Origin of the sequence: Arthrobacter burdickii (assembly GCF_030433645.1) — a bacterium.
GTDB classification, from domain to species: domain Bacteria; phylum Actinomycetota; class Actinomycetes; order Actinomycetales; family Micrococcaceae; genus Arthrobacter_D; species Arthrobacter_D burdickii.
Map to the genome: position 1 here is coordinate 2,836,995 of NZ_JAROCG010000001.1, position 25,992 is coordinate 2,862,986.

A 25,992-nucleotide genomic window follows, 5' to 3' on the forward strand; every position below is an offset into this window, starting at 1 on the left:
GCCGCGCGGGGAGGTTTGTCTTGGCCTGTGCGCACTTCGGTGCGAAAATCCCGCCCGGCCCGCGGCATCACGGTGTGCCGCCCCGCCCATGGGCCGCTACTGCCGGACTGCCACCGGATCAAGGACGACTCGACGTCTCCCGCGCTTGTAGGCTTGGCGCAGGACTCTGGAGGGGGAGTCCGAGGGGGCATGGGGATGGCAATGCGCAGCAGCACGACGACCGGAGTTCTCGCGGCTCCGCCGGCACGTCCCAGGGGTTCGCCACGCGTGGCCCTCCTGTCCCTCGGGCTGTCGCTCGCCCTCCTCGCAGGGTGCGTGTCGCCCACCTCGGCGCAGACCCGCCGGGCCCTGGCCCCGCCCGCTGACGCTCCCGCGCGCGTCTCCGCGCATGCTGTGGGCGAAGAGGCCCCGGGTAGGAACTCCAGCGAGTCGACCAGGGCGACGATGCGGGCCCGTATGCAGCCGGCGCAGCTGCCGCCCGGCAGTTTCGCCAGGAATCCCGTGACGGACCGCCGCGAAGTCGTGGTGCCCGACATCCGCCGCACCGCCGTCCTCATCGGGGACTCACAGTCGGCCGGTAAGGACAACTGGCCCCAGCTGGCCCTGCGCGAACTCGGGTATACCGTGCGGTTCGTCGGCGCCGGCGGCACCGGATTCGTTGCCGCGAACGAAGCCGGCGATGCGAACTACTACGACTCACTCACCCGCGGAGACTGGGTGCTGCCGCACGGGGATCCCGCACTCGTGGTCGTGGAGGGCGGAGGCAACGATGCTTTCCAGGGAGCATCGGACGGTGACATCCTTGCCGCCGCCAATGCCCTGGTGTTGGAGCTCGGACGTACGTATCCGTCCTCGCGCATGGTGATGATCGGCACCCTGAGCCGTAGCGCCCAGGACGGCGGGGGGCGCCGGCATGAGGTCGACGCCCTGCTCGCCGAGCTGGCCGACAAGCGCGGCATCCCCTTCGTGTCGGCCGGGGACTGGCTGACCACCCACCAGCTGAAGGCATTCCTCGCCGACGACGTGCACCTCGGCCCTCCGGGTCACCGGAGGGCGGCGGACCTGCTCGAGCAGGAGTTGAGGACCTTGAAGCTGGGTGTCGCGTACACTTCCATCAACCCGTTGCTCCAATGGCCCCGGGAGCGCCGGCCTCTCGAGTAGCGGGCCGCTCGAGGAGCCCTGTCCCGGCGTCGCCGAATGGTGGCCCACGACAACGCTAAGTCCGCTTATTGTTGAGCCATGACTTTCAATGACAACGTCCGCCTGGATCCCTCCCGCGTCAGCGACCGGCGGGGACGGGGACGCGGCGCCGCCGTCGGGGGCGGTCTCGGGGGCGGCCTCCTCCTCATCCTGTCACTGATCTTCGGACCCGATGTCGTGAACCAGCTCGGACTCGAGGAAGGCAGCACGACCACGCAGGAACAGGACGGCGGTTCCGTCGACGCCATCAATGCATGCAATCGCGGCACCGATGCGAACGAGCAGCTCGACTGCCGCATTCTGGGGACGGCGGAGAGCCTCGACAGCTTCTGGCAGCCCTACCTCGACCAGTTCGGCGTCTCGTACACGCAGCCCGGCGTCGTGCTGTTCACGGGCAGCACCGATACCGGCTGCGGCACCGCAACCAGCGCCGTCGGCCCCTTCTACTGCCCCGTCGACGAGCAGACCTACTACGACACGGCGTTCTTCGACGAGCTCGTCACGCGCTTCGGATCCTCCAGCGGCCCACTCGCGCAGGAGTACGTGGTGGCGCACGAGTTCGGGCATCACATCCAGAACCTGATCGGTACCCTCGGCGCCGCCCAGCAGGATCCGCAGGGAGCCGAGTCCGGCGGCGTCCGGGTGGAACTGCAGGCCGATTGCCTCGCCGGCATGTGGGCTGCCCACGCGATATCCGTACCGGACCCCGAGTCCGGCCTGCCGTTCCTTCGGACCTTCTCGACGACCGACCTCCAGGACGCCCTGTCCGCCGCGGCGTCGGTGGGCGACGACAGGATCCAGGAAGCAGCGACCGGACAGGTGAACCCCGAGGGCTGGACGCACGGCTCCAGCGAGCAGCGGCAGGCCTGGTTCTCCCAGGGCTACGAGACCGGCGACCTGAGGTCGTGCGACACCTTCGCCGCAGCCGACCTCGACAACCCCTGACCTGCCGTCCCGCGACACCGCTCGAGGACCGGAAGGAAGTCCAGTGACAGACCGGCTTGCCGTCGTCGTCCCCGTCTTCAACGAACCCGACGTGGCCCGTGCTCTCGAGGCACTGCGCCGACAGCGGGACGGCGCGGGCCTCTCCGTCTACGTCGTGGACAACGGCTCCACCGACGACACCGTCCAGCGGGTGGAACGCTTCGCCGCGGACCATCCGGACCTGGCCGTCAGGATCCTCTCGGAGCCGCAGAAAGGCACCGGGGCTGCCTGTGACACGGGGTTCCGGGCCGCGATCGCCGACGGCTCCACCGTGGTGGCCCGGACCGACGGGGACAGCGAGCCGGCGGAGGACTGGGCCACCCGGATCCGTGCCACGTTCTCCCGGGACGCCACCGTGCAGCTCCTGGGCGGCACCAGCCTCCCCCTGCGCGACCGCTATTACCGGTGGAGCGATGACCTGCTCATGTCCGGAGCCCTCAGGCTCCTGAGGATCCTGATGGCGGTCGCCCACCTGGACGCCGCCTACCTGCGTTTCGTCGCCGGCCACAACATGGCGGTCCGCGCGTCCGCCTACGTCGCGACGGGCGGATTCGAGCGGACGTCGATCGATCGACGCGACGAGGACATCGACTTCTCCGTCCGGGTCTCCCATCGCCTCGGCTACGCAGCGGTGCGGATCGACCCGCAGCTGAAGGTAGCTACGTCGATGCGGCGCGTGCGGCGGTACGGGATGGGCATGATGGGCGTCCACCACCTCGTGCCGGCCCTGCGCGGAAAGCTCATCCGCACCATCGACGTGCGCTAACGCGTCCCGCGGGAGTCGCTAGCCTGCACCGCTCGCCCGCACCAGGGCCACCGCGTCCTCGACGGCCCTCACCCGGCCCTGCTGCGCCCCCGAGACCAGCCGGACGGTGCGCCGGAAGAAGGCGTCGTCCCCCGCCCCCGCCCGGAAGGCGGGCAGGTGCGCCAGGACGGCGGCGCGGCGCAGCCACACGTCGTCCGCCGCCGCCCACCGCTCCAGGACCGCGCGGGCGCGGACGCCGTCCTGTCCCGGAAGGCGGAGAAGCAGGGGTCCGACGACGTCGACGGCAAGCGGGTCCACGAGGTCCTCGATGTGCGCGGACCGGAGGAAACCCTCGATGCGCGTCAGGTCGGAGTGGCGCAGGAGGCGCACCGATGACTGCAGCAGCACCACGGACGCCAGGCGGCGCTCGAAGACCGGGCGGGCCCACAGCTCGGAGGCGAGGGCGGTGACGTCGTCGTGCCCGAGGTCCGGGTACCGGCGTTCCGCGTTGCGGACCGTGCCGCGCACGGCGCCCACCGACGCACCGTAGTACTCGAGGCCGGTCCCCAGGCGCCGCTCGTAGTCCTCCGCGCGCTCCTCCGAGCTCTCGTACTGGAGGGACTCGTCGATGAAGTCGGCCGGGTCGCTCATGGTGCTCCTGTCCTCGGCCACTCAGTAGACGAAGATGTCGATCCACGCGCGGTTGTGCGCGTGGAGGAGGACGAGGAACAGGACGAGGTCGAACAGCAGGTGGACGCAGACGATGTAGGAGAGGGACCGCGTCCTCGTGAAGATGAAGGCCTGCAGCAGTGCGAACGGGAAGATGAACACCGGCGCCCAGGCGTGGAAGCCGAGCTCCCAGAGGAAGGAGGTGAAGAGCACGGCCTGCAGCACATTGGCCTGTGCCATCGGCAGGTGGCGGCGCAGGAGCGCGAAGACGGTGCAGATGAAGAAGAGCTCGTCCCAGATGCCGAGCCCGTTGGTGCCGACGAACAGGCGCACGACGTCGTCCGGTTCCGAGGCCGCGGGCCAGTTGCGGTACACGCCGGTGGAGAGCATGTAGACGGGGAGCAGCACGTAGCCCATCACGACGACGGCGGGCAGGTACCACCTCTCGGCGCGGCTCCACCGCTGGCCGGTCCGGACCGGGAAGGTGATGGCATGGTCCCGGTAGGCGAAGCGGGAGACGGCGTAGGGGACGCCGACGGCGAGGATCATCGCCGTGCCCATGACGCCCATGTGCGCGGGGCTGATGTCGGTGGTGATCGGGACCAGGCTCATGACCGCCACGCCGAACGCCACGAGCAGGAGGTCCCGGAACAGCACCCTGGAGACGAGGAGGGCCAGCACGAGGGCCACCAGCAGCAGCGGATATCCGATCAGCGGCTGATGGAGCGCGAACAGGGTGAAGCCCGCGAGGGACACCAGCGCTGCCGGCACCAGCGCTCGTGACGGTGTGTTCCATGCGCCCTGCTGCCAGTCCCGGCCCGTCCGCGGAGAGCGCCCGGCCGGCAGGTCCGGCGCTGCCGGATGCGCGCGCTGCTCCACGTGACCATGTCCCTTCGTCGTCGTCCGCCCATTCTTTCGCCCGGCCGTCTCCCGGTCCACTGCCCGCCTCCGTGCGTGCGCTGATTCCCCACCATGCAAGGCCGCAGTGCAGGACGGCGATGCTGGGCCCGCGATGCAAGACTGGGGTCATGCGTGAGCTCGTCATTCTCGGCACGGCGTCCCAGGTGCCCACCCGGACCCGCAACCACAACGGGTACTTCCTGCGGTGGGAGCGCGAGGGCATCCTGTTCGATCCCGGCGAGGGCACCCAGCGCCAGATGACCCTTGCCGGCGTCGCGGCGAGCCGCATCACCAGGATCTGCCTGACCCACGTCCACGGCGACCACTGCTTCGGCCTGCCCGGCGTGCTGTCCCGGATGGTGCTCGACGGCGTCGCCTCCCCCGTCCACCTCCACTACCCCGCGTCCGGCGAGGACGTGGTTCGCGCACTGGTCTCCCTCGCGACACCGGGGCTCGATCTGCAGCTTCATCCCCACGGTGAGGCGGGTCCGATCGCTCCCGGGATCGACGTGCAGCCGCTGCGGCACCGCATCGAAGCCTATGGCTACCGGGTGACCGAGCCCGACGGACGGACGTTCCTTCCCGAGCGTCTCGCGGCCCTCGGCATCGCCGGGCCGGACGTGGGACGCCTGCAGCGCGAGGGCAGCCTGGGCGACGTGCGGCTGGAGGACGTGAGCGTGCATCGCCCGGGGCGCCGCTTCGCCTTCGTCATGGACACGGCGGTGTGCGACGGCGCTGTCGCGCTCGCGGGAGGCGCCGATCTCCTGGTCATGGAGAGCACTTTCAGCGACGACGACGCGGCGCTCGCCGACCAGTACCTCCACCTCACCGCGGGCCAGGCCGGTGCTCTCGCGGGCGACGGCGGGGCAGGCACACTCGTGCTGACGCACTTCTCGTCGCGGTACGACGACGTCGCGGTGCTGGCGGACCAGGCGAGGGCAGCAGCAGGTTCCGCGCTGGTCATCGCGGCGTCGGACCTGGACCGTATCGCGTTTCCTCCGCGCCGCGCTTCCGCCGCGTGAGCGGGAGGACCCACCGGATGTACACGCGGTGGAAGTGGGGCCTGCCGACCCGACGACAGCACGGACCTGCCCCGGTGCTCCCGGCTCAGCGGTAGCGCCGGGCGTCGGCGGCTTCAGGAGCGAAGACACCCACCTGCAGGCCGACAACGGGAGCATGCCAATCCGATACCGACAGCATCTGGCCGGTCAGCTGGGACCTGAGCCATCCGCTGAAGTCCCGCGTCGCACGGGTGCCGTCCATGACGTCGGAGAGGGGGTAGCCCCCTGCCCGGGGCACCTGGACCTTCGTGCCGTCCAGGAACGACACGATCACCTTGACCCTGGCATGGGCTCGGCCTTCCCGATCAGCCTGATCGGCTTCGTGCCGCAGGGCGGTCAGGGCATGGTCGAAGACGACGGTCCCGCGATCGAAGGAGGGATGCGCCGGCCGCGCAACGGAGTGGAAGGCGACCCAGTGCAGTGGATGGACGTCGGAGACGACGGTGATCGCTCCGACCTGGGCTCTGATCTGCAGCCACACGAGATCATCGGGAACCCCGTTGAGCCCGGCGAGGACGGTCCGCACGTCGCACGCATCCCAGAGCGAGGTGACCTGGTGGTGGAGCGCAGGGACATCGGGACAGGTCACGACGAACCCATCCTCAGCCGCTTCAACATGGACCTTGAAGACCAGCATGTCCTACCGCCTACGGGCGCGGACGGCGCCCCTTGAGGACGACAGTAAGGTCATAGCCAGGATTAGGCCAGCACTTTCAGGGAGGGTTCTGATGGTCAGGAAGCCCGGCACGTATGAACGCGCACTGGCGCTCCACGTCGCTGCCCGTGAGCTTGCTTCGTCCGGCACGGCCTTCTCCGTCCCCTCCGAGGGGCCGGACGCCCTGGGGGAACTGGTGCATGTGCAGGAAAGGATCGCGCATGTGCTGGACCAGTTGGGGAGGTGGCATCAACAGCTGCAGGCGGGCAGGCATCACGCCGAGGACAAACAGAGCGTCGAAGGCGTGCTCGAGGCGGCCTTCGAGTTGCAGACAGCCGCACGTCAGGCTGCCGAGCTGCATCAGACGCTGGTGCGGGCCCACCACGCGACCAGCCAGATCCGCTGGTCCGACTCCGACTCCGGCACGGGCCGGGAGTGAAGCCGACCCGATAATTCCCCCTTTTGTGCGCCGAATTCGAGAAATTCCGGTCGGCGGTCCGGGGGTGCGATATTCTCCCCCGATCCCCGGTTCGAAAGGTGGGAGTGGCTGTAGGGTTCCGGTATGACCTCGCTGGAATGGAAACTCGAAGTGATCGTCCTGCCCAGCAGCGACATCGACCGCTCGATCAAGTTCTACCGGGACCAGATCGGTTTCGTCCTGGACCATGACGTGTCCCCCGCGCCGGGGGTCCGGATCGTCCAACTCACACCCAGGGGATCATCCTGCTCCGTGGTGGTCATGGAGGGAATGGGTTCTGATGGAAGCCCACCCATCTCCGGCCTTCAGCTCGTGGTGCGGGATGTCGAGTCAGCCCGCTCGGAGTTGCTGGAGCGGGGAGTCGACGTCGCTCCCGTCACCAGGATGGGAGACGGCGACGCGTCCGCTTTCATCTACTTCTCGGATCCGGACGGCAACGGATGGGCCGTGCAGGAGATCCGGAACCGTAGCGACTGGCTCAGCTAGCACAAGCCCTGCACGCACGGGGACTTCTCGTCGAAAGGCCCTCAGCATGAAGCAGAACACGGACATCACGACCGTTGCAGAAGTTCCGTCGGCGGACGGAACACTGATCTCGTACGAGAGGATCGGAACCGGACCGAGCGTGGTCCTGGTGGACGGGGCGTTCTGCGGCCGCTCCTTCGGACCCGCGCGCAAGCTTGCCGAAGAACTGGCCTCGTCGTTCACCGTGTTCTTCTACGACCGTCGCGGCCGCGGCGGGAGCGGCGACACGCAACCCTACGCAGTGCAGCGGGAGATCGAGGACCTTGCCGCGGTCATGACCGCGGCCGGCGGAAACCCCTATGTGTACGCCATCTCCTCCGGCGCCGCGCTGGCGCTCGAAACGGCCGCCTCGGGTATCCCGATCCGTAAACTGGCGATCTTCGAAGCACCCTACACCGGCATCGGAATGGTCGACGGGGTTCCCGTGGACCACGCGGCCCGCCTCGAGCAGATGCTCGCCGACAACAGGCGCGGAGCGATGGTGTCCTACTTCCTGGTCAAGATGATCGGCCTCCCGGCCTTCGTTCCGCTGATGCTGCACATCATGCCCGGAGTCTGGAAACACCAGACCGCAGCTGCCGGCACCTTGCCGTACGAGACGAGGGTTACCAACAACTTCGCTGCCCCGCTCGAGCGGCTGGCCACGATCCCGGTGCCGACGCGGGTCATGGTCGGCGGAAAAGCAGCTCCCGCCGTGGCTGCAGCCCAACGGACGATCGCAGAGACGATTCCAGGGGCCGACCACCGCATCCTCGACGGCCAGACCCACCAGGTCTCCGAGAAGGCGGTCTCACCGCACCTCATCGAATTCTTCACCGACTGACGACGGCGGTCCGGGTGCAGTGCCCCGCGCTCCCGTGCCGGGCCTCGCCAACAATCGATTCCGGACGTTATGCTAAGCATGCTGATGAATCGGGATGATGCTTCATTCCTGATTTCCGATCCACGAAACAACCGAAGGAGTCGCTATGAGCACGAAGGTTGAAAAGAGAATCCTCGTCAACGTGCCGGTGAGTGTGGCCTACAACCAGTGGACCCAGTTCGAGGAGTTCCCCCACTTCATGGGCGGGGTCAAATCGATCACGCAGCTCGATGACGAGCGCCAGACCTGGGTGGCGGAGATCGGCGGCGTTCGTCGCCAGTGGGAGGCGCGGATCCTGGAGCAGGTGCCGGACACACGGGTGTCATGGGCCGCGACCGAAGGTGCCACGAATGCTGGTTCGGTGTCCTTCGAGGACCTCGGGGGCGGGCAGACGCAGATCAACCTCGTGCTCGAGTACGAGCCGGAGGGCCTGGTCGAGAAGATCGGCGACAAACTCAATGTCGTGGAGAACCAGGCCGAGGCAGACCTGGAACGGTTCAAGGCGTTCATCGAGGACGAGGGGTATGCGACGGGCGCCTGGCGTGGGTCCGTAGGAGCGGGCTCCACCGTCGGTCAGCCCGGCGTGGAAGCTGCTGCGGCGTCCCGCGGGGACAGCGGTAAGGCCGGAGTGTCCGGCAAGGTCGCCGCGGGCGTCGGCCTGGCAGCTGCAGCAGCAGTTGCCGGTGTTGCCGCGAGCAAGAAGAGCTCCGAGAAGACCGAGGACGTCTCAGCAGATGTCACCATCACCCCCGCCGATGGTGGCGCCCCCGAGGTCTACACCGGCCCGGATGACAGTCTCTCCCCGAGCACCACGGAAACGCTCCACCCCGTGGACGAGACCGACGCTTCCGTGACCGACAGGAACCGCACGACAGGCGGGGCGCTCTAACCCGCCGGTCACCTACGGCGAGCGCCACTCGTTGCTGCCGGGCTCCTCCTCGAGGAGCCCGGCAGCCTGCTGATACCGGGTGGTCGCTCGCCCGAACTGCCTTCCCCTACCTCGCCGGCCAGACCCGCACGAGCGCGAGCCGTCCCGCGGACAGGCTCAGGTCCGCTGTCCCAGTGTCAGGTCGGCGATCAGTGCCGAAGCGGCACAGTCCCGGATCCCGTTGATGCCCGCCACCGCGGTGTCCTTGTCGTCGTAGGGCTCACTCGTCACCAGGGTGGCCCCGTCGTCTCCCGTGAGCCGGAACCGGAATTTCTCCCCGTCGTCGTGATAGATCTCAAATCGTCCTGCCACGTGTGCCTCCTGTGTCCTGAAGCACGGCCGGCCTGTCGGGACAGGCGACCGAGGGCCCCCGCGTGATGCGCGCCACCCCCAATAACACCTGCTGCCGTTCGTTTAGGCAACAGCAAATGCGTCCGGCCCCGCCCTTGTGACGAGCGGCCTGATCATCCTCCCAGCGGAAGGGTCGCGGATCCGGAAGGGCCGCGGCCACCGCTGGACGCCTCGCTCGGCCCGGCTAGCGCGCGGACCGGGTGGCCGGGACGGGCGAGTCGTCGTCGTCCGCGGTGATCAGGATGCTGCCCTCGGAGATCGATTCGGACAGTACGTCGTGTTCGACGGCGGTGGCGAGCGGCTTTTCCTTGACGAAGCACATCAGCACGGCGGCGATCAGCGCCAGCGGAACCATCCAGACGAAGATCGGGGTGAGTGCGTCGTTGTAGGAGGAGATGACGGCCTCCCTGATCGGCGCCGGCAGTTGGGCGACCAGCGCCGGGGTGAGTGAGTTCGATCCTCCCGGCGCCCCGCCCCCGGTGGCCGCGGCGGGCAGCCGTTCAACCAGCAGGTCGGCCAGCCGGTGGGCGAAGAGGCTTCCGACGACTGCCGAGCCCAGCGTGGCGCCGATCTGGCGGAAGAAGTTGTTCGACGCGGTAGCGGTACCCACCTCGCGCAGCGGGAACGAGTTCTGCACGATCAGCACCATGATCTGCATGCTCAGGCCCAGCCCGAGACCCATGACGGCCAGATAGGCGCAGATCTCCCAGAGCGGCGACCCGGGCTTCAGGGTGGAGAGCAGCACCAGGGCGACGGCGACCAGCACGCCGCCCGCGATGGGCATCCACTTGTAGCGGCCGGTACGGCTGACCAGCTGGCCGGAGACCACCGATGCCACCAGGAGCGCGCCCATCATCGGGATCATGAGCAGGCCGGACTTGGTCGCGTTGACGCTGAAAGCCATCTGGAGGTACGTCGGCAGGTAGCCGATCGCCCCGAACATGGCCACACCGATGAAGAGGCCGGCAATGGTGGCGAGGTTGAAGTTGAGGTCCCTGAACAGGTGCAGCGGAATGATCGGCTCGGTCGTCCGTCGCTCCACGAGGACGAACGCGACGGCGCCGAGGACCGTGCCGGCGATGAGCCCGAGGATGATCGGGTCGCTCCACTCGTACTTGCTGCCCCCCCAGGTGGCGAAGAGCACCAGACAGGTCGTCGTGATCGCCAGCAGCACCATGCCGCCCAGGTCGAGGCGAGGCCTGCCGGAGTGTCGAGGCAGCTTGAGGAAGAACACGGCACCGGCCAGCGCCAGCAGCCCCAGGGGGATGTTGATCCAGAACACCCACCGCCAGCCGGGCCCCTCGGTGAACCAGCCGCCCAACAAGGGGCCGGCGACCGAGGCGATGGCGAAGACGCCGCCCATCATCCCCATGTACTTACCGCGTTCACGAGGCGGAACGACGTCGGCGATGACCGCCTGCGACAGGATCATCAGGCCGCCACCACCCAGGCCCTGGATGACGCGGGCAGTGATGAGCACGGCCATGTCGTTCGCCAGGGCGCCCACGACCGAACCGATCATGAACAGCACGATGGCGGCCATCAGCAGGGCCCTGCGTCCCATCAGGTCACCGAGTTTGCCGTAGATGGGCATGGTCACCGTCGAGGCGAGAATGAACGCAGTGATGACCCACAGCATCTCGTTGACTCCGTGGAGTTCACCCACGATCGTGGGCAGCGCCGTGCTCAGCACGGTCTGGTTGAGTGCGGCCAGGAGCATCGAGAGCATCAGTCCGATGAAGAGCAGCACCATGTGCTGTTTTCCTTCGGCCGGTGCCGCGGGGGGAACGGCTGGAGGTGTCATAGAAGTTTCCTTTGTACGGAATGGAAAAGTGCGAGGGCGGGCCCGAGATCCTCGGGCGCCAGGCCGGCTGCGGGGCTGTAGGTGCCGGAAGCGACCGTGAAGCGCAGGGGAATGGCGGCGGTCATGACGGTGACGCGGGCGACGTCGTCCACACCGCTCTCCCCCATCCCCGCGGCCCACTCCGGATTGTCGGCCAGCAGGCCGGCCAGCGCTCCGCGCACCAGGTTCTCGGCCTCGTTCATGCGCTCTATCAGCCGATGGATCAGGTGGGGATACTGCCGGGTCAGCTCACGGCGCCGGACCTGGTCCACCCCCTCGTGGGAACTGCCGGCAACCGCCAGGAGGAGACGCGAGACCTGGCCCAGCACGTCCTGCGCGAAGGAGAAACCCTCCAGCAGGGCCGGATCCAGCACGGGGGCCCGCAGGCCCAGCACAGCATCCTCCTTGGACGGGAAGTAATTGAAGAACGTGCGCTGTGACACGCCGGCCCGATCGGTGATGGACTCGATGGTGGACCTTTCCAGTCCCCGCTCCAGGACCGATGCGACGGCGGCGTGATGGAGAGCTCGCCATGTCTCTGCCTTCTGGCGCTCCCGCAGCGACGGAGCGCAACTCTGACTCATGCCCCCATTCTTGCGCAACTGCAAATCGTGCACAAATGCAGAAAACCTCGAGCGCGCGACCGATTTCCTCGTCGGCGGTATCTAAGGAGGCTTACCATTTGAGGAGTCGAGGTCGAGGGAGCCCTAGCCGAGGAGCAAGATGATCCATCGTGTCGAAGACGGGTGCTCACCCGCAGGTCGTTCGCTGCAGGATGTCGGGTCACGTTCTCCCGGCGGCGCGCGATGACCCGCAGGCTCGGTGTCGAAGAGGAATTCCTGATCGTCGACGGGGCTGGGCATGCCGTGCCGCTGGGTCCCGCGCTCGATGCCCTCGGCGGGGACTCGGGCCTCAGCAGCGAGATGAAGCAGGAACAGATCGAGACCTGCACCCTCCCCCACGTCGGCCTCCCCGCCCTCGCCCGGGACATCACGGACCGGAGGAGGAGTGCGGATGCGGCGGCGCGGTCCTGCGGGGCACGGTCGGTTGCCCTCGCGACCTCTCCATTGCCCGTGCGGACCACCACCACGCCGGGGCTGCGGTACGAGCAGATGGTGGAGCGGTTCGGCCTCACCGCGGTGGAGCAGTTGACCTGCGGCTGCCATGTGCACGTGGAAATCGGGTCGGAAGAGGAGGGTGTGGCCGTTCTGGACCGCATCCGGGTGTGGCTCCCGGTGCTCCTGGCCATCACCGCCAATTCGCCGTACTGGAACGCCGCCGACTCGGGTTTCGCCAGCTATCGTTCCCAGGCCTGGAACCGCTGGCCGACCGCCGGACCGTGCGAGGTCTTCGGGTCAGCGAAGGCGTACCACGCACAGGTGCGGGAGATCCTCGGCTCCGGCGTTCCCCTCGACAGGGGGCAGATCTACTTCGACGCGCGGTTGAGTCACCGGCACCCCACCGTCGAGGTCCGGATCGCCGACGTCTGCCTGTTCGCCGACGACGCCGTGCTCCTCGCCGCCCTGGTGCGCGGGCTGGTAGAGACGGCGGCCAGGCAATGGCGGAACGGCGAAAGGCCCGTACCTGCCTCCGCGCAGCAGCTGCGGCTCGCGTCCTGGCAGGCCGGCCGCTACGGGCTCGACGGCGACCTGCTGGATCCACTGACGGGGAGGCCTTGGGCCGCCTTCGACGTGGTCATGGCGCTGGTGGACTCCATCCAGTCCGTGCTGAAGGAGCAGGGGGACCTCAGCACCGTCGAGTTCCTGCTGTTCCAGGTGCTGGCCCGTGGCACCGGAGCGGCCCGGCAGCGGAGCATTCAGATGCAGGAGGGCAGCCTTCGTGAGGTCATCGCCGACGCGGTCCGGATCACCAACGTGCCGGTGACACCGTTCCGGGACTTCACGCCTCCGCTGCTGCCCAGTGCCCGGACCCTGTAACCGACGATCGAGGGAGTTCCGTGGACCAGAACGAGACGCCGGTGCTGGACGCCCTGGCCGAACACCAGAAGCTTGAGAGGTACGGTTTCACTCCGCCGGCACATCGCCAGGGCAGAGGCGTGGATCCGCGGGTCCTGAAGGTCCTGGGGGAACAGAGCTTTCGGTCCGACGTCGTCGCCTCTTCGGGGCTGGATGACCGGAAGTCGTCCAACGGCTACCTCTCGAGGGCCGAGTCGCTGATGGCCGAGGCCGTCGGCGCGGACCAGACGTTCTTCTCCACCTGCGGCAGCTCCCTGTCGATCAAGGCGACGATCCTGGCGGTGACGCGTGGTGAGGGAGAACTGCTGATCGGCCGGGACGCCCACAAGTCCGTCGCCTCGGGCCTGATGCTGTCCGGCTTGCAGCCGCGCTGGATCAAACCGGCTTGGGACAACGAGCTCAAGCTCGCCCATCCCCCTGCACCCAAGACGCTCGAAGAGATGTGGCAGCGGTACCCCGATGCCTCCGCGGCCCTGATCGTCAGCCCGACCCCCTACGGGACGTGTGCCGACCTCGAGGCGATCGTGGAGATCTGCCACAAACGGGGCAAACCGCTGATCGTCGACGAGGCTTGGGGCGCACAGCTGCCGTTCCATCCCGACACTCCCACCTGGGCGATGTCGGCAGGGGCCGATGTTTGCGTGGTGAGCGTGCACAAGATGGGTCTGGGCTTTGAGCAGGGTTCGGTGTTCCATCTGCAGGGCGGCCTCGTGGACCCGATCCGGCTCAGCCAGTGCGCCGACATCCTGTCCACGACCAGCGCCAGTGTGATGCTGTACGCGGCCATCGACGGCTGGCGCCGACAGATGGTGCAGGACGGCAGGTCCATGATCGACAGGGCGCTCGACCTCGCCCGCGGACTGCGGCGTGACATCGACGCGATTCCCGGACTGCACGTCCTGGAGGACGAGCTGGTCCGTGCCGAGGCTTCCCACGACCTGGATATCCTGCACATCCTGATCGACGTCTCGCAGCTCGGCATCAGCGGATTCCAGGCGACCGACTGGTTGCGGGAGAACTGCCGGGTGGACATGGGGACCACCGACCACCGACGGACGGAAGCGGTTCTCTCCGTCTCGGACGACAGTGCGACAGCCGACAAGCTCCTGTCCGCCCTGCGGGAGCTGACCGCCGCCGCGCCGGACCTGCCCCGTCCACCCGCCGTCGTCATCCCCGATGAGGGGGACCTGTTCCTGGAAACGGTGATGCTTCCCCGGGACGCCTTCTTCGGAGCTGTGGAGGTCGTCCCGGCCGAGGAGGCCCCGGGGCGTATCGCGGCGGAGATGGCCACCCCGTATCCACCGGGCGTGCCGCTCCTGCTGCCCGGCGAGAGGATCAACAAGGCCGCCGTCGACTATCTCCGGAGCGGCGTGGAGGCAGGCATGGTCCTCCCCGATCCCGGCGATCCCTCGCTGAAGACCATCCGGGTGGTCCGCGAAGAACCGCACAAATCGCAGTAGGACAAGGAAACGAGGCAGGTGCCATGTGCGGAATAGCCGGCGAGATTGCTTTCGGGGCAACGGCCTCCCGGGAGCCGGTCCTGAGGATGATGGAAGCCATCGCCTCGCGGGGACCGGATGGCGAGGGCATCTGGGCCGAGGGGCGGGTGGCGCTGGGGCATCGGCGGCTCAGCATCATCGACCTCTCGCCCGGTGGGGCGCAGCCCATGCTCGACGACGGCGGCGTGGTCGTCGTCTTCAACGGGTGCATCTACAACTACAAGGAGTTGCGGAGCGAACTCGAGCCCGAGTTCACGTTCCGGTCCACGAGTGACACCGAGGTGATCCTCAAGGCCTACCGCAAATGGGGTGACGGGTTCGTCCACCACCTGATCGGGATGTTCGCGATCGCCCTGTACGACCCCCGGCGCGACGAGGTCCTCCTGATCCGCGACCGGCTCGGGATCAAACCGCTGTACTTCTCCTCAGTGCAGGGAAGGCTGCGTTTCGCATCCACCCTGCCCGCCCTGGTGGCCTCGGGTGGTGTGGACTCGGGACTCGACGAGGTCGCCCTGCACCACTACCTCAGCTGGCACTCCATCCTTCCCGCTCCGCGGACCATCCTCCGCGGCATCCAGAAACTTCCCGCCGCCACCATCAGGACGGTTCGCGCGGACGGGACCTGGCACGACCGCGAGTACTGGCGCCCGTCCTACACGCGCCAGGCCGAATACTCGGACTGGTCAGCCACGGACTGGCAGGATGCCATCCGCGACGCCCTGCAGACCGCGGTACGACGGCGGATGGTCGCCGATGTGCCCGTCGGGGTCCTCCTGTCCGGAGGACTGGATTCCAGCCTGCTGGTGGCACTGCTGGCGGAGGAGGGCCAGCACGGGCTGTCCACGTTCAGCATCGGATTCGACGGCGCTGGCGGGGACGCCGGCAACGAGTTCGCCTACTCGGACCTGATCGCCGACACCTTCGGCACCCGTCACGAACGGCTGCACATCAGCACCGCGGAATTCGGGCCGTCCATCGATGCCGCCGTGGGCGCGATGTCCGAACCGATGGCCAGCCATGACGTCACGGCATTCCACCTCCTGTCCGCAACGGTGTCCCGGCATCTCAAGGTGGTGCAGTGCGGGCAGGGCGCCGACGAGGTGTTCGCCGGCTACGCGTACCACCAGCCACTGGCCCGCGTTCCGCGTCAGGACGCCCTCGACACGTTCTCCGCCTCGTTCGTCGACTCCAGCCACGAGGAGCTGGCCGGGATCCTCGAGCCGGAGTGGAGGGTGGAGACGGATGTGAGCCGGGAGGTGCTTGCCGCCCATCTGGCTGCTCCCGGTGCGAACACCGCGCTGGATGCCGCGCTCCGGCTGGATACGCACCTGCTCATGGTGGATGATCCGGTCAAGCGGCTGGACAACATGTCCATGGCGTGGGGCATCGAGGCGCGTGTCCCGTTCCTGGATCACGAACTGGTGCAGCTTGCCGCCGCGTGTCCACCCGAACTCAAGGCGGCGCAGGGCGGCAAGGGCATCCTCAAGGACCTGGGCAGGGAGCTGCTGCCCGCTGCCGTGATCGACCGGCCCAAGGGGTACTTCCCCGTCCCGGCACTCCGCCACCTCGAGGAGCCGTTCATCTCCCTGGTCCGTGACGCCCTGCATGCACCGGAGGCCAAGCAGCGCGGGCTCTTCACCCCGGACGTCGTCGAGGGCCTGCTCGCGGACCCCAACTCCCGACGGACCCCGGTCAACAGCAACGTCCTGTGGCAGTTCGCCCTGCTGGAGATGTGGCTCCAGCACCACGGTGTGGGCTGACGGCGTGTCACCGGTCACGGAGTCGGTGCTGCCCGGGCTGCGCCAGGCGGTTCGGGCCGGCTTTCCCGCCGTCGTCGACGAACTGTCCGCCCTCGTGGGGATCCCCGCGATGGCGTGGGATTCGTTCGATCCGTCCGAACTGCACCGGGCCGCGCGGGAGGTGGCCGGCCTCATTCGGGACGCCGGGATCCCGAATGTGGAGATCCACCAGGCGCCGCGGCCGGATGGCACACCGGGAGCGCCGGCGGTGGTGGGCCGGCGTCCGGCACAGCCCGGCAAGCCCACCATCCTCCTCTACGCTCACTACGACGTGCAGCCCGCCGGTGACCCGGACCTGTGGGTGAGCCCGCCCTTCGCGGCGGTCGCCAGGGACGGCCGGCTCTGGGGTAGAGGAGTAGCGGACAACAAGGCGGGGGTCCTCCCGCATTGTGCCGCCGTCCGCACGGTGCTGCGGGTTCTCGGGGACGGGTTCGGCGTCGGGGTGACCATCCTCATCGACGGCGAGGAGGAAGTCGGTTCGCCCAGCCTCCCCCTGCTGCTGCAACGGGTCGGCGGCGATCTCCGGGCCGACGTGCTGGTGGTCGCCGACTCGGGGAACTGGCGCGTGGGCGTGCCGGCCCTCACCACCAGCCTTCGCGCGCTGGTCTTGGGCACCATCGAGGTCCGCGTGCTGGACCACGCCCTGCACTCGGGAACCTACGGCGGTCCCCTGGTGGATGCGATCGCCGCCCTGTCCCGGCTTCTTGCCACGCTCCACCACGACGACGGCAGCGTGGCAGTGCCCGGGTTGGTCGCGACCGAGGAACCGGGGCCGTCCCTGTCCGAAGCGGAGTTCCGGGCCGACTCAGGGGTCCGGCCCGCGTCCCCCTCGCCGGCTCCGGCAGCATCACCTCACGGCTGTGGACGAAGCCCGCCCTGACCATCATCGGAGTGGATGCGCCGTCCGTCGCGCTGTCCTCGGACACTCTGCAGCCGACGGCGAGGGCTCGATTCAGCCTGAGCCTCGCCCCGTCCAGTGACACCGCCGCAGCCATGGAGGCCGTCCGGCGGCACGTGGAAGCCCAGAAGCCCTTCGGGGCCGAGGTCCGGTTCCTGCCCGGCGGGCGGACAGAGGGCTTCGCCGTCGACTCGTCCTCGGGCGCGGCCCGGCTGAGGCTCTCGGCCATGGAAGAGGCGTGGGGTGTGCCGGCCGTGTGCATGGGAGTCGGAGGGTCGATTCCGGCCGTCGAGATCCTGAACACGCTGTATCCGCAGGCGGAGATCCTCATCACGGGCGCCGAGGACCCGGACTCCCGGGCGCACGGCGCGAACGAGTCCATCCACCTGGGCGACTTCGAGAACGCGATCGTCGCCGAGGCGCTGCTGCTGGCCCGCCTCGACCAGCCCGATCAGCAAGATCCGGCGAGCGGGGTCTAGACGGCTCCCCCGAAGTACACCTCGACCTCGCACACCATGCCCACCTGCACGCGGATCGCCTCCATGTTGCGGTAGGTCCGGCCGGCGACGTCGTACTCGTACCGGTGCAGGACCAGGCCGTCGACGTCGATGATCTGCAGGGTTCGTGCCGGCCCGTCGAAGTGGTCCGCGGACGGGAAGCACCGCTCCAACCAGGCGCGCTTGTCGATGTGGTCGTCCTGGGGACTGGTGAAGACGAAGTCGTCGGCCATCATCGACTCGGCGACGTCCCGCTCCTGCTGATGGAACGCGCGCATGAATCGGAGAACCGTCTCGCGGCGTGGAAGCGTCATGTACTGATCCTGACCATGCCGCCGGCGGCTGTCCAGACCAGTGCGCTCGGACAGCCGGGATCGGAGGCGACGGCGGGGATCCGGTGCCGACGCCGTATTCCCAGGAGCGTTCCAGGAGCGGCTTTACTGCCGCGGCTGCTGTCAGGTGACGGGGTCCAGCAGCAGGACGAGGTGGTTCCCGATATCGAGTGAGGTGGTGAAATCGCCCTCGGTGACGAGGTCGCCGGGTTCCAGGGCATCCGCGGCCGACACGATCACGCGTCCGCCCTTGTTGACGAGCGTCGCCGTGGGTCCGAGGGCGGTCAGCGATCCCAGCAGCATCCTTTCGAGTGACTGCACGGAGATGTCCGCCCCGACGATTCCCGCAACGGGTCCGCCTGCCTGGAGGACGACGGGGTGCGTGAAGGTCATGACGTACTCGTCCGTGCACAGGAAATCGATGTAGGGACCCGTGGCATGCGGTTCCCCGGTCTCGAAGGGAACACGGAACCACTCCGCCCTGAGGTAACGGTCCATGGAGCTCGTGCTGAAGTTGGCAAGGGCATCGACCCGCTCGAGGTCCGGGCCCTGCCACCAGGCGATGTAGCTTCGATCGGCTGCCACCAGGCCGGAGCCCGCGATGAACCCTGCCCCCGTGATGTAGCGCTCGGCGTCGCCCAGCATCGCCTCGACGGCAGGAAGGGCGAGGGCATCGATGGCCGATCCGTGCACCTTCCCCCGGACGCCGGCCAGTTGGCGCCCCAACTCGACCGCCCAGTCGGCCAGTCCGGACTGCACGCCACCGATCTGGGCACGGATCCGCGTCACCGCGGGCGACAGCTCCGTCGTCACGTGCTCACCCTTTCGTCATCGGAAGCTCCCGTGCCCTCCGCCTGAGTAGCCAGGAGACCATCGTGTGGATGAGGTCCCTGGTCGCGTTCTGGGCGGCGAGGACATCCCCATCGCCGATGGCCCCTGCCACCTCGTTCCTGTGCCCGACCGAGGACTCCCGGAAGACGTCGTCGGTGTAGGGCAGAACTGTGAGCGTCCCGAGGTCAGCCTGCATGCGGACCAACTCCCTGCCGAGGCGGGCCGACCGGGCGATCGCACCGACCTCCAGCATGAACTCCGAATCGACCAGGCGCCATGATAGCAGCGTGTCCTCGTGCGGGCGCAGGTATTGGTGCAGGCGGTGCAGGTCGGCTGCGTCGGCACGACGCGCGGCGATGCCCGCGCAGGCCGAGGCGATGGCCTCGTAGTGCAACCCCAGGTCGTTGATCTGCAGCCGGGTCGTCGCCTGCAGGTTCTGGAGCGCCAGGTCCGTGGAGGGCAGGTAGCCATCGATGATGAAGCTGCCCCCGTTGCGGCCGCGAACCGTCGTGATCAGTCCGCGCTCGCGGAGGATGGACAGTGCCTCCCGCGCGGTGACGGGAGAGACTCCGAGGGCCGCTGCGAGCTCGACCTCCCGCGGCAGCCGCTGGCCGCCCCTCAGGAGGCCTGTCTCGAGCGCCTGCTCGATCCGCCGGGTGACCTCTTCCGCGAGACCTCCGGTCCTGATCGGTGCGAAGACGGCCGACAACCCCCTCGACGACGCCCGATGATGGTCCATGGCATCACTGTAACGAGGAGTTAACGCAGCCGTATATACATAATAGATATGAAGTTATACTCTTTCTCGGACGCCTCGCTTGTGACGGGCTTCACACCGAAGCAGCCACACCGGCAGCAGAGAAAGGGCCACGGATGACCTCGGCAGCCATGCCACAGACCTCGCGCAGGACGACCGCGCCTGCAGGGCCGGCCATCCGGCTCATCGGTCTCTCCAAGCGGTTCGGCGAGACGACCGCCGTGGACTCCGTGGACCTCGAGATTCGGTCCGGGGAGTTCTTCTCCATGCTCGGCCCCTCGGGATCGGGAAAGACGACGGTCCTCCGGCTGATCGCCGGCTTCGAACTGCCGACCGCGGGCGTCATCGAACTCGAGGGCAAGGACGTGTCCGCGCGGGCCCCTTTCGAACGGGACGTGAACACCGTCTTCCAGGACTACGCCCTCTTCCCGCACATGAGCCTGATGGAGAACGTGGCGTACGGACTGAGGGTCCGGGGCGTGAACAAGGCGGACCGCAGGCAGCGGGCGGCGGAAGCACTGGAGCAGGTCCAACTCGGGAGCTTCCTCGACCGGCGCCCGTCCCAGTTGTCGGGTGGCCAGCGGCAGCGGGTCGCCCTGGCCCGGGCGCTGGTCGTCCGGCCGAAAGTGCTCCTGCTGGATGAGCCCCTGGGCGCACTCGACCTGAAGCTGCGCCAGCAGATGCAGGTCGAGCTGAAGGAGCTGCAACAGGAGCTCGGCATCACCTTCATCTTCGTCACCCACGACCAGGAGGAAGCGCTCACGATGAGCGACCGCATAGGGGTGTTCAACAAGGGCCGGATCGAGCAGGTCGGTACTCCCGAGGAGATCTACGAACGGCCCAACGGATCATTCGTGGCCAACTTCGTCGGGACGTCCAACATCTTCCCCAGCACTCTGGCCCGATCCCTCTACGGCCGGGACGACCGGTTCTCCGTGCGTCCGGAGCGCATCCAGCTACGCCCCCTCCCCCCGGAAGGGCCCGGCACCGGGATCGCAGTGACGGTCACCGCCCTGGTCTACCTGGGCCACGCCACGCAGGTCCGGGGCACCCTTTCCGACGGGACGACCGCCGTCGCGCTCATCCCCGTGACCGCCGGCAGAGGCGGAGAATTCGCCGTCGGCCAGCCGGCAGTCCTGTCCTGGAACCAGCAGGACGTCGTCTGGCTTCCGCCGGCATTCTGACACACCCCTCCTCCCCATCCCGAAAGGCACCCTCATGGCACGCACCCAGTCAGCCCTGCCCCTTCTCTGCCTCACGACGGCAACCCTGCTCGCCCTCACCGCCTGCGGCACCAGCAACGGTTCCACGGAGGGGCAGGGATCCGCCCCCGAACTCACGGCGCAGGCCGAGGTCGGCGAAGGCGAAGGCAGCCTCTCGATCCTGGCGTGGCCCGGCTACGTCGAGGACGGCACCAATGATCCGGCCGTCGACTGGGTGTCCTCGTTCGAGGAGGAAACGGGCTGCATGGTCGACTTCAAGCCCTTCGGCACCTCGGACGAGGCAGTGACGCTCATGCGGAGCGGCCAGTACGACGTCGTCTCCGCGTCGGGCGACGCGTCGCTGCGGCTCATCGCCGGCGGCGATGTGGAACCCGTGAACGTGGACCTGGTCGAGAGCTACGAGGGGATCTACCCCTTCCTGAAGGACCAGCTCTGGAACACCGTCGACGGCGTCAACTACGGCGTCCCCCACGGCTGGGGAGCGAACGTGCTGATGTACCGGGCGGACCAGGTGACACCTGCCCCCACCTCCTGGCGGAGCGTCTTCGACGACGCCGAACAGAACTCCGGAAAAGTCACCGCCTACGACTCCCCCATCTACATCGCGGACGCGGCCGTCTACCTGATGGCCCACAATCCCGACCTCGGCATCACCAACCCCTACGCGCTCGACGCCGATCAGCTGGCCGCTGCCGTCGATCTCCTCAAGGCCCAGCGCGAGCACGTCGGCGAATACTGGTCCGACGTCGTCAAGGAAGTGCAGTCGTTCGCCAGCGGCAGCAGCGTCATCGGCACCACGTGGCAGGTGGGCGCGAACATCGCGCAGGCCGACGGCGCCGACGTGAAGACGGTGCTGCCCGAGGAGGGCGCCACCGGCTGGTCCGACACCTGGATGATCGGCGCTGAGTCCGAGCACAAGAACTGCGCCTACAAGTGGCTCGACCACATCGCCAGCCCTGAGATCAACGCGCAGGTGGCCGAGTACTTCGGTGAATCACCGGCCACCCCCGCCGCCTGCGAACTGACCCAGGACGCGTCGCATTGCGAGACCTACCACTCCGGCGATGAGGAGTACGCGAGCCAAATCTGGTACTGGACCACGCCCGTGGCCGACTGCATCGATGGCCGCACGGACGTCGAGTGCACCGACTACTCCGAGTGGACCAAGGCCTGGACCGAAATCAAGGGCTGACCCTCGAACGACGACAGGAAGGAAGAGTCGGGACATGTCCGTCGACACACGCCCAGCTGACGCTGCCCCGGGGAGACCCTCACGGCAGGCACTGTCAGCACTGCTGTATCGGCGGGGGCGCCTGCGCCTCGCCGGTCTCCTGACCGCCCCGGCAGCCTGGCTCATCCTGGTCTACATCGCAGCGCTGAGTGCACTGCTCATCACCGCGCTGTGGACGGTGGACACCTTCACCGGGAAGGTGTCCACCACCTGGACCCTGGACAACCTCATCCAGGTCACCACCGATCCCGTCTACCAGACGATCGCCCTCCGGACGCTGCGGATCGCCGTCCTCGTGACCGTCGTCGACATGGTGCTCGCGCTCCCCATCGCCTTCTTCATCGCGAAGGTCGCCTCGCCGCGCTGGCGGGGTGTCCTCGTCGTCGCCATCCTGATGCCGCTCTGGGCGAGCTACCTCGTGAAGGCCTACGCCTGGCGCAACGTCCTGGCCGAGGGCGGGCTGCTCGAATGGCTGGGCATCAACAGTCCGGGCTACAGTGAGGCCGCCGTCGTCATCGCGTTGTCCTACATCTGGCTGCCCTACATGATCCTGCCGATCCATGCAGGCTTCGAACGGGTGCCGGACTCCCTGCTCGAAGCCTCGAGCGACCTCGGCGCGAAACCTCTCGCCACGCTCCGGCTGGTCATCCTGCCGATCCTCGTGCCCTCCATCATCGCCGGGACCATCTTCACCTTCGCCCTCACCCTGGGCGACTACATCACCGCGCAGATCGTCGGCGGGACGACACAGATGCTCGGGACCGTCGTCTACGCGAACGTCGGCGCCGCCAACAACCTGCCGCTGGCCTCCGCCGTCGCACTGATCCCGATCGCCGTCATCATGGCCTACCTCCTCATCGTGCGGCGCACCGGCGCCCTGAACAATCTCTAGGAGCCCGGAGTGAAACTGTCCAGAAGTGCCCGCATCACCCTCGGCACCCTCACGGCGGTGGTCCTGCTCTTCATCTACGTGCCGCTGCTCCTGGTGGTCGTCAACTCCTTCAACAGCGACCGGAGCTTCGGGTGGCCGCCGCGCAGCTTCACCCTGGAATGGTGGTCGCGGGCCTTCCAGTCCGAGGGCGTCCGGGAAGCCATCGCCACCTCCCTGTGGGTGGCCCTCATCTCCACGGCCATCTCACTGATCCTCGGGACCCTCCTGGCCCTGGCGCTGCAGCGGCACGACTTCTTCGGCAAGGACGTCATCAACCTCCTCGTCATCCTGCCGATCGCCCTCCCGGGCATCGTCACCGGTATCGCCCTCAACAACCTGTTCACCACGGTGCTCGGCGTGTCCCTCAGCCTCTGGACCGTGATCATCGCCCACGCCACCTTCTGCATGGTGACCGTGTTCAACAACGCGATCGCCAGGCTCCGGAGGACGAACAGCAGTCTCGAAGAGGCATCCTCGGACCTCGGCGCCGGTATCTTCACCACCTTCCGGCTCGTCACGCTCCCCCAGCTCCGCTCGGCGCTGGTCGCCGGCGGCCTCCTCGCCTTCGCGTTGAGCTTCGACGAGATCATCGTCACCACCTTCACCATCGGGGCAGGCCAGCAGACGCTGCCCGTGTGGATCCTCAACAACCTCTTCCGCCCCAACCAGGCACCCGTGGTCAACGTCGTCGCCGTCGTCCTGATCATCGCGTCCGTCGTCCCGGTCTGGCTCGCACAGCGCCTGTCCGGTGATGCCATCGGGATGACCAGGAGCCGCAAGAAGGCGTCGCCCGGCATCACGAAAGCGTCATCGACGGCACGGTGACGAAAGTACCCTTCGGCTCCCAGGCGGTCTCGGACGCGGGGTGAGCGGTCGCACCCGAGTTCCGTCGTGAGCGGTGACCTCGCCGGCAGGTAGGCCGGGACCGCATTGACGTGGGTCTGTGATGTGTGCCATATTTCTCCTGTGAACCTGTCAGACAGCCGGACAGCCGGACAGCATCCCGCCGATCCGCCGGCCGCCACCAGCTATCCGCTGGCCCGCGTCAGTGCCGCGGAGGCCGTCTTCAATGCGCTCCGCAGCGACATCGAGAACGGTGCGCTGGAGGTGGGTGCCAAGCTGAGTTCGGAGGCCGCCCTCGCACAGCGGTACGGCGTGAGCCGGTCTGTGGTCCGGGAGGCCCTGCGTTCCTGCAACGCCCTCGGACTGACCGTGACCAGGACGGGACGCGGCACCTTCGTACTGGCGAACCACGTGGCCAAGGATCTGGTGCTCGGCCAGTACTCCGCACTGGACCTCACCGAAGCCCGTCCGCACATCGAAGTACCCGCGGCAGGACTCGCCGCGGAACGGCGTACCCCCGAGGAGCTCGAAGCCCTGCGGGACATCGTGGCCGCCATGGCCGCCGAGGACGATCCCGAAGCCTGGGTCGCCCTCGACTCCGGCTTCCACGTCGCGATCGCCCGGGCCAGCCACAACCAGGTCTTCGAGGACGTCGTCTCCAGCATCCGCGATGCGCTGGCCCATCAGTCGGAGACCCTCAACATGGTGGCCGACCGCCAGCACGCGTCGGATCGCGAACACCAGCAGATCCTTGCCGCCGTGGAGGCGGGCGACGCCGAGGAGGCCCGCGCCGCCATGAGCCGGCACCTCCACGCCGTGGGCGCCGCCCTCGACTCCATCCTCAGCCCGTAACTCTCCGCACAGCGTGCCCGTCACCCTGTCGCCGACCGCCAGAACACCCTCGAGGACTCCATGCCCTTCCCTGCCCTAGCCGACCCCGCCCCGGAACCGGCGTCCCACCACCTTCCGCAGCACGTGCCCCTCGCCGCACAGACCCGCGACGGGCTGGTGGAGAGCATCCACTACGGGTCGCTGATCGCCACCGCCGAGGCAGGCGCGGGCACCCGAACCGTCCTCACGGCGGGCGATCCACTGGCTCCCTTCTACCCGCGCTCGGCGCTCAAGCCGCTCCAGGCCGTCGCCCTGGTGCGCGCCGGACTCGATCTTCCCGCCGATCTGCTCGCCCTCACGGCGGCCAGCCACTCCGGCGCCCCACAGCACGTCGACGGTGTCCGACGGATCCTGGAGATGCACGGACTGGCCCCGGACGTACTGGGCAACAGCTCCGACCTCCCGTACGGAAGCACCGAGCGCGACGAGTGGCTCCGCGCGGGCCGGACGGCTACGCAGCTAACCCAGAACTGCTCCGGCAAGCACGCCTCCATGGCTGCCACCTGCGTGATCAACAGCTGGCCGGTCACGGGCTACCTCGATCCCGGCCACCCCCTGCAACGGCTGGTGGCCCGGTCCGTCGCCGAGCTGACGGATGAGCAGCCCTCGGGACTGTCCACCGACGGCTGTGGAACCCCGTTGTTCGCCCTGACCCTCCGCGGCATGGCCCGAGCGTTCGGTGTCATTGCCCGCGCTGCAGCGGAAGCGGAGGGAGCGGTCGGCACACCGACTGCGGAAGCCGCCGTCGGACTGGCCATGCAACGGCACCCGGACATGGTGGCCGGAGAACACCGCGACGTCACGGAGTTCATGCGCCTCACTCCCGGTGCGGTCGCGAAGGACGGCTTCCAGGGTGTCCAGCTGATCGGCCTGCCGGACGGCCGGGCCGTGGCGGTCAAGATCTCCGACGGCGGGGACAGCGCCCGCATGCCCGTCGCCGTCTCCGTACTGGAAGCTCTCGGCGTCGACACCGGACCGCTGGCCCCGATCGCCAGGACCGCGGTGCTCGGCGGAGGCCGGCCCGTCGGCACCTTCCAGGCCCTCGACTTCCTGTCCACGCCCCCCGACGAAGCCCCGTAAGGA

Annotated in this window: 28 protein-coding genes; 19 read left to right on the forward strand and 9 right to left on the reverse strand. The window is 68.2% G+C overall.

Annotated elements, in window-relative coordinates:
- Positions 1 to 201 precede the first annotated feature (201 nt).
- The 3 genes from P5G52_RS13370 (at position 202) to P5G52_RS13380 (ending at position 2,950) form a co-directional block, all read left to right on the forward strand.
- Positions 202 to 1,161, forward strand: a complete 960-nt coding sequence (locus P5G52_RS13370) for an SGNH/GDSL hydrolase family protein (RefSeq protein ID WP_301228123.1) — start codon at positions 202 to 204, stop codon at positions 1,159 to 1,161.
- Positions 1,162 to 1,239: 78 nt separating this feature from the next.
- Positions 1,240 to 2,145 carry a KPN_02809 family neutral zinc metallopeptidase gene (ypfJ, locus tag P5G52_RS13375; protein ID WP_301228125.1) on the forward strand — a complete coding sequence of 302 codons (906 nt, stop codon included), beginning with the start codon at positions 1,240 to 1,242 and terminating at the stop codon, positions 2,143 to 2,145.
- 43 nt (positions 2,146 to 2,188) lie between these two features.
- A complete protein-coding gene (locus tag P5G52_RS13380; RefSeq protein ID WP_301228127.1) occupies positions 2,189 to 2,950 on the forward strand; it encodes a glycosyltransferase family 2 protein in 762 nt (253 codons plus the stop codon).
- An 18-nt stretch (positions 2,951 to 2,968) separates the two neighbouring features.
- Here the strand turns inward: P5G52_RS13380 and P5G52_RS13385 are convergent, their stop codons facing one another.
- Together P5G52_RS13385 and P5G52_RS13390 are read right to left on the reverse strand one after the other, a co-directional pair.
- The gene (locus P5G52_RS13385) at positions 2,969 to 3,580 is read right to left on the reverse strand and encodes a DNA alkylation repair protein (protein WP_301228129.1); all 612 of its coding nucleotides are present in this window, start codon (positions 3,578 to 3,580) and stop codon (positions 2,969 to 2,971) included.
- A 21-nt stretch (positions 3,581 to 3,601) separates the two neighbouring features.
- Positions 3,602 to 4,372: a CPBP family glutamic-type intramembrane protease gene (locus P5G52_RS13390; protein ID WP_301228814.1), complete on the reverse strand. Its 771-nt coding sequence runs from the start codon at positions 4,370 to 4,372 to the stop codon at positions 3,602 to 3,604.
- 254 nt (positions 4,373 to 4,626) lie between these two features.
- Here P5G52_RS13390 and P5G52_RS13395 point away from each other — a divergent pair, with 254 nt between their 5' ends.
- Positions 4,627 to 5,520, forward strand: coding sequence for a ribonuclease Z (locus P5G52_RS13395; protein WP_301228131.1), 894 nt, complete (start codon positions 4,627 to 4,629; stop codon positions 5,518 to 5,520).
- Between the two features lie 85 nt (positions 5,521 to 5,605).
- Here P5G52_RS13395 and P5G52_RS13400 read toward each other — a convergent pair whose 3' ends face one another.
- A complete protein-coding gene (locus P5G52_RS13400) occupies positions 5,606 to 6,148 on the reverse strand; it encodes a hypothetical protein (RefSeq protein WP_301228133.1) in 543 nt (180 codons plus the stop codon).
- Positions 6,149 to 6,287: 139 nt separating this feature from the next.
- Here P5G52_RS13400 and P5G52_RS13405 point away from each other — a divergent pair, with 139 nt between their 5' ends.
- The 4 genes from P5G52_RS13405 (at position 6,288) to P5G52_RS13420 (ending at position 8,968) form a co-directional block, all read left to right on the forward strand.
- Positions 6,288 to 6,653: a hypothetical protein gene (locus P5G52_RS13405; RefSeq protein ID WP_301228135.1), complete on the forward strand. Its 366-nt coding sequence runs from the start codon at positions 6,288 to 6,290 to the stop codon at positions 6,651 to 6,653.
- A 123-nt stretch (positions 6,654 to 6,776) separates the two neighbouring features.
- Complete coding sequence (locus tag P5G52_RS13410; RefSeq protein ID WP_301228137.1) at positions 6,777 to 7,178, forward strand: VOC family protein; 402 nt, start codon at positions 6,777 to 6,779, stop codon at positions 7,176 to 7,178.
- A 46-nt stretch (positions 7,179 to 7,224) separates the two neighbouring features.
- Positions 7,225 to 8,040: an alpha/beta fold hydrolase gene (locus tag P5G52_RS13415; RefSeq protein WP_301228139.1), complete on the forward strand. Its 816-nt coding sequence runs from the start codon at positions 7,225 to 7,227 to the stop codon at positions 8,038 to 8,040.
- A 145-nt stretch (positions 8,041 to 8,185) separates the two neighbouring features.
- Positions 8,186 to 8,968, forward strand: a complete 783-nt coding sequence (locus tag P5G52_RS13420; RefSeq protein WP_301228141.1) for an SRPBCC family protein — start codon at positions 8,186 to 8,188, stop codon at positions 8,966 to 8,968.
- 156 nt (positions 8,969 to 9,124) lie between these two features.
- Here P5G52_RS13420 and P5G52_RS13425 read toward each other — a convergent pair whose 3' ends face one another.
- The 3 genes from P5G52_RS13425 to P5G52_RS13435 all read right to left on the reverse strand — a co-directional run bounded on the left by P5G52_RS13425 (position 9,125) and on the right by P5G52_RS13435 (position 11,785).
- Positions 9,125 to 9,319 carry a YegP family protein gene (locus P5G52_RS13425; RefSeq protein ID WP_301228144.1) on the reverse strand — a complete coding sequence of 65 codons (195 nt, stop codon included), beginning with the start codon at positions 9,317 to 9,319 and terminating at the stop codon, positions 9,125 to 9,127.
- Between the two features lie 223 nt (positions 9,320 to 9,542).
- Complete coding sequence (locus P5G52_RS13430; protein ID WP_301228146.1) at positions 9,543 to 11,162, reverse strand: MDR family MFS transporter; 1,620 nt, start codon at positions 11,160 to 11,162, stop codon at positions 9,543 to 9,545.
- Positions 11,159 to 11,785 (reverse strand): TetR/AcrR family transcriptional regulator, encoded by a 627-nt coding sequence (locus P5G52_RS13435; RefSeq protein ID WP_301228148.1) that lies wholly within the window; start codon positions 11,783 to 11,785, stop codon positions 11,159 to 11,161. The genes P5G52_RS13430 and P5G52_RS13435 overlap by 4 nt, the downstream gene beginning before the upstream one ends.
- 222 nt (positions 11,786 to 12,007) lie before the next feature.
- On the opposite strand from P5G52_RS13435, the gene P5G52_RS13440 reads away from it, so the two are divergent.
- The 5 genes from P5G52_RS13440 to P5G52_RS18330 are packed head-to-tail and all read left to right on the forward strand — an operon-like array spanning position 12,008 to position 17,852.
- Positions 12,008 to 13,138, forward strand: a complete 1,131-nt coding sequence (locus tag P5G52_RS13440; RefSeq protein ID WP_301228150.1) for a glutamate--cysteine ligase — start codon at positions 12,008 to 12,010, stop codon at positions 13,136 to 13,138.
- A 20-nt stretch (positions 13,139 to 13,158) separates the two neighbouring features.
- Positions 13,159 to 14,637 (forward strand): aminotransferase class I/II-fold pyridoxal phosphate-dependent enzyme, encoded by a 1,479-nt coding sequence (locus P5G52_RS13445; protein WP_301228152.1) that lies wholly within the window; start codon positions 13,159 to 13,161, stop codon positions 14,635 to 14,637.
- 23 nt (positions 14,638 to 14,660) lie between these two features.
- Positions 14,661 to 16,436, forward strand: a complete 1,776-nt coding sequence (locus tag P5G52_RS13450; protein WP_301228154.1) for an N-acetylglutaminylglutamine amidotransferase — start codon at positions 14,661 to 14,663, stop codon at positions 16,434 to 16,436.
- A gap of 4 nt (positions 16,437 to 16,440) precedes the next feature.
- On the forward strand, positions 16,441 to 17,355 hold the full coding sequence (locus tag P5G52_RS18325; RefSeq protein ID WP_363321889.1) for a M20/M25/M40 family metallo-hydrolase: 915 nt from the start codon (positions 16,441 to 16,443) through the stop codon (positions 17,353 to 17,355).
- 11 nt (positions 17,356 to 17,366) lie between these two features.
- Positions 17,367 to 17,852, forward strand: a complete 486-nt coding sequence (locus P5G52_RS18330; RefSeq protein WP_363321890.1) for a hypothetical protein — start codon at positions 17,367 to 17,369, stop codon at positions 17,850 to 17,852.
- Here the strand turns inward: P5G52_RS18330 and P5G52_RS13460 are convergent.
- From P5G52_RS13460 to P5G52_RS13470, 3 genes are all read right to left on the reverse strand, one after another.
- Positions 17,849 to 18,184 (reverse strand): DUF4440 domain-containing protein, encoded by a 336-nt coding sequence (locus P5G52_RS13460; RefSeq protein WP_301228156.1) that lies wholly within the window; start codon positions 18,182 to 18,184, stop codon positions 17,849 to 17,851. The two genes, P5G52_RS18330 and P5G52_RS13460, sit on opposite strands and share 4 nt — an antisense overlap.
- A gap of 141 nt (positions 18,185 to 18,325) precedes the next feature.
- On the reverse strand, positions 18,326 to 19,015 hold the full coding sequence (locus P5G52_RS13465) for a cache domain-containing protein (protein ID WP_301228158.1): 690 nt from the start codon (positions 19,013 to 19,015) through the stop codon (positions 18,326 to 18,328).
- A 4-nt stretch (positions 19,016 to 19,019) separates the two neighbouring features.
- On the reverse strand, positions 19,020 to 19,772 hold the full coding sequence (locus P5G52_RS13470; protein WP_301228160.1) for a FadR/GntR family transcriptional regulator: 753 nt from the start codon (positions 19,770 to 19,772) through the stop codon (positions 19,020 to 19,022).
- Positions 19,773 to 19,906: 134 nt separating this feature from the next.
- Here P5G52_RS13470 and P5G52_RS13475 point away from each other — a divergent pair, with 134 nt between their 5' ends.
- The 6 genes from P5G52_RS13475 (at position 19,907) to P5G52_RS13500 (ending at position 25,989) form a co-directional block, all read left to right on the forward strand.
- The gene (locus tag P5G52_RS13475) at positions 19,907 to 20,974 is read left to right on the forward strand and encodes an ABC transporter ATP-binding protein (protein WP_301228162.1); all 1,068 of its coding nucleotides are present in this window, start codon (positions 19,907 to 19,909) and stop codon (positions 20,972 to 20,974) included.
- 34 nt (positions 20,975 to 21,008) lie between these two features.
- The gene (locus P5G52_RS13480) at positions 21,009 to 22,205 is read left to right on the forward strand and encodes an ABC transporter substrate-binding protein (RefSeq protein WP_301228164.1); all 1,197 of its coding nucleotides are present in this window, start codon (positions 21,009 to 21,011) and stop codon (positions 22,203 to 22,205) included.
- Between the two features lie 34 nt (positions 22,206 to 22,239).
- The gene (locus tag P5G52_RS13485) at positions 22,240 to 23,136 is read left to right on the forward strand and encodes an ABC transporter permease (RefSeq protein ID WP_301228166.1); all 897 of its coding nucleotides are present in this window, start codon (positions 22,240 to 22,242) and stop codon (positions 23,134 to 23,136) included.
- A 9-nt stretch (positions 23,137 to 23,145) separates the two neighbouring features.
- Positions 23,146 to 24,000: an ABC transporter permease gene (locus P5G52_RS13490; protein ID WP_301228168.1), complete on the forward strand. Its 855-nt coding sequence runs from the start codon at positions 23,146 to 23,148 to the stop codon at positions 23,998 to 24,000.
- Between the two features lie 141 nt (positions 24,001 to 24,141).
- A complete protein-coding gene (locus P5G52_RS13495; protein ID WP_301228170.1) occupies positions 24,142 to 24,870 on the forward strand; it encodes a FadR/GntR family transcriptional regulator in 729 nt (242 codons plus the stop codon).
- 60 nt (positions 24,871 to 24,930) lie between these two features.
- Complete coding sequence (locus tag P5G52_RS13500; RefSeq protein WP_301228172.1) at positions 24,931 to 25,989, forward strand: asparaginase; 1,059 nt, start codon at positions 24,931 to 24,933, stop codon at positions 25,987 to 25,989.
- The last annotated feature ends 3 nt before the right edge of the window (positions 25,990 to 25,992 follow it).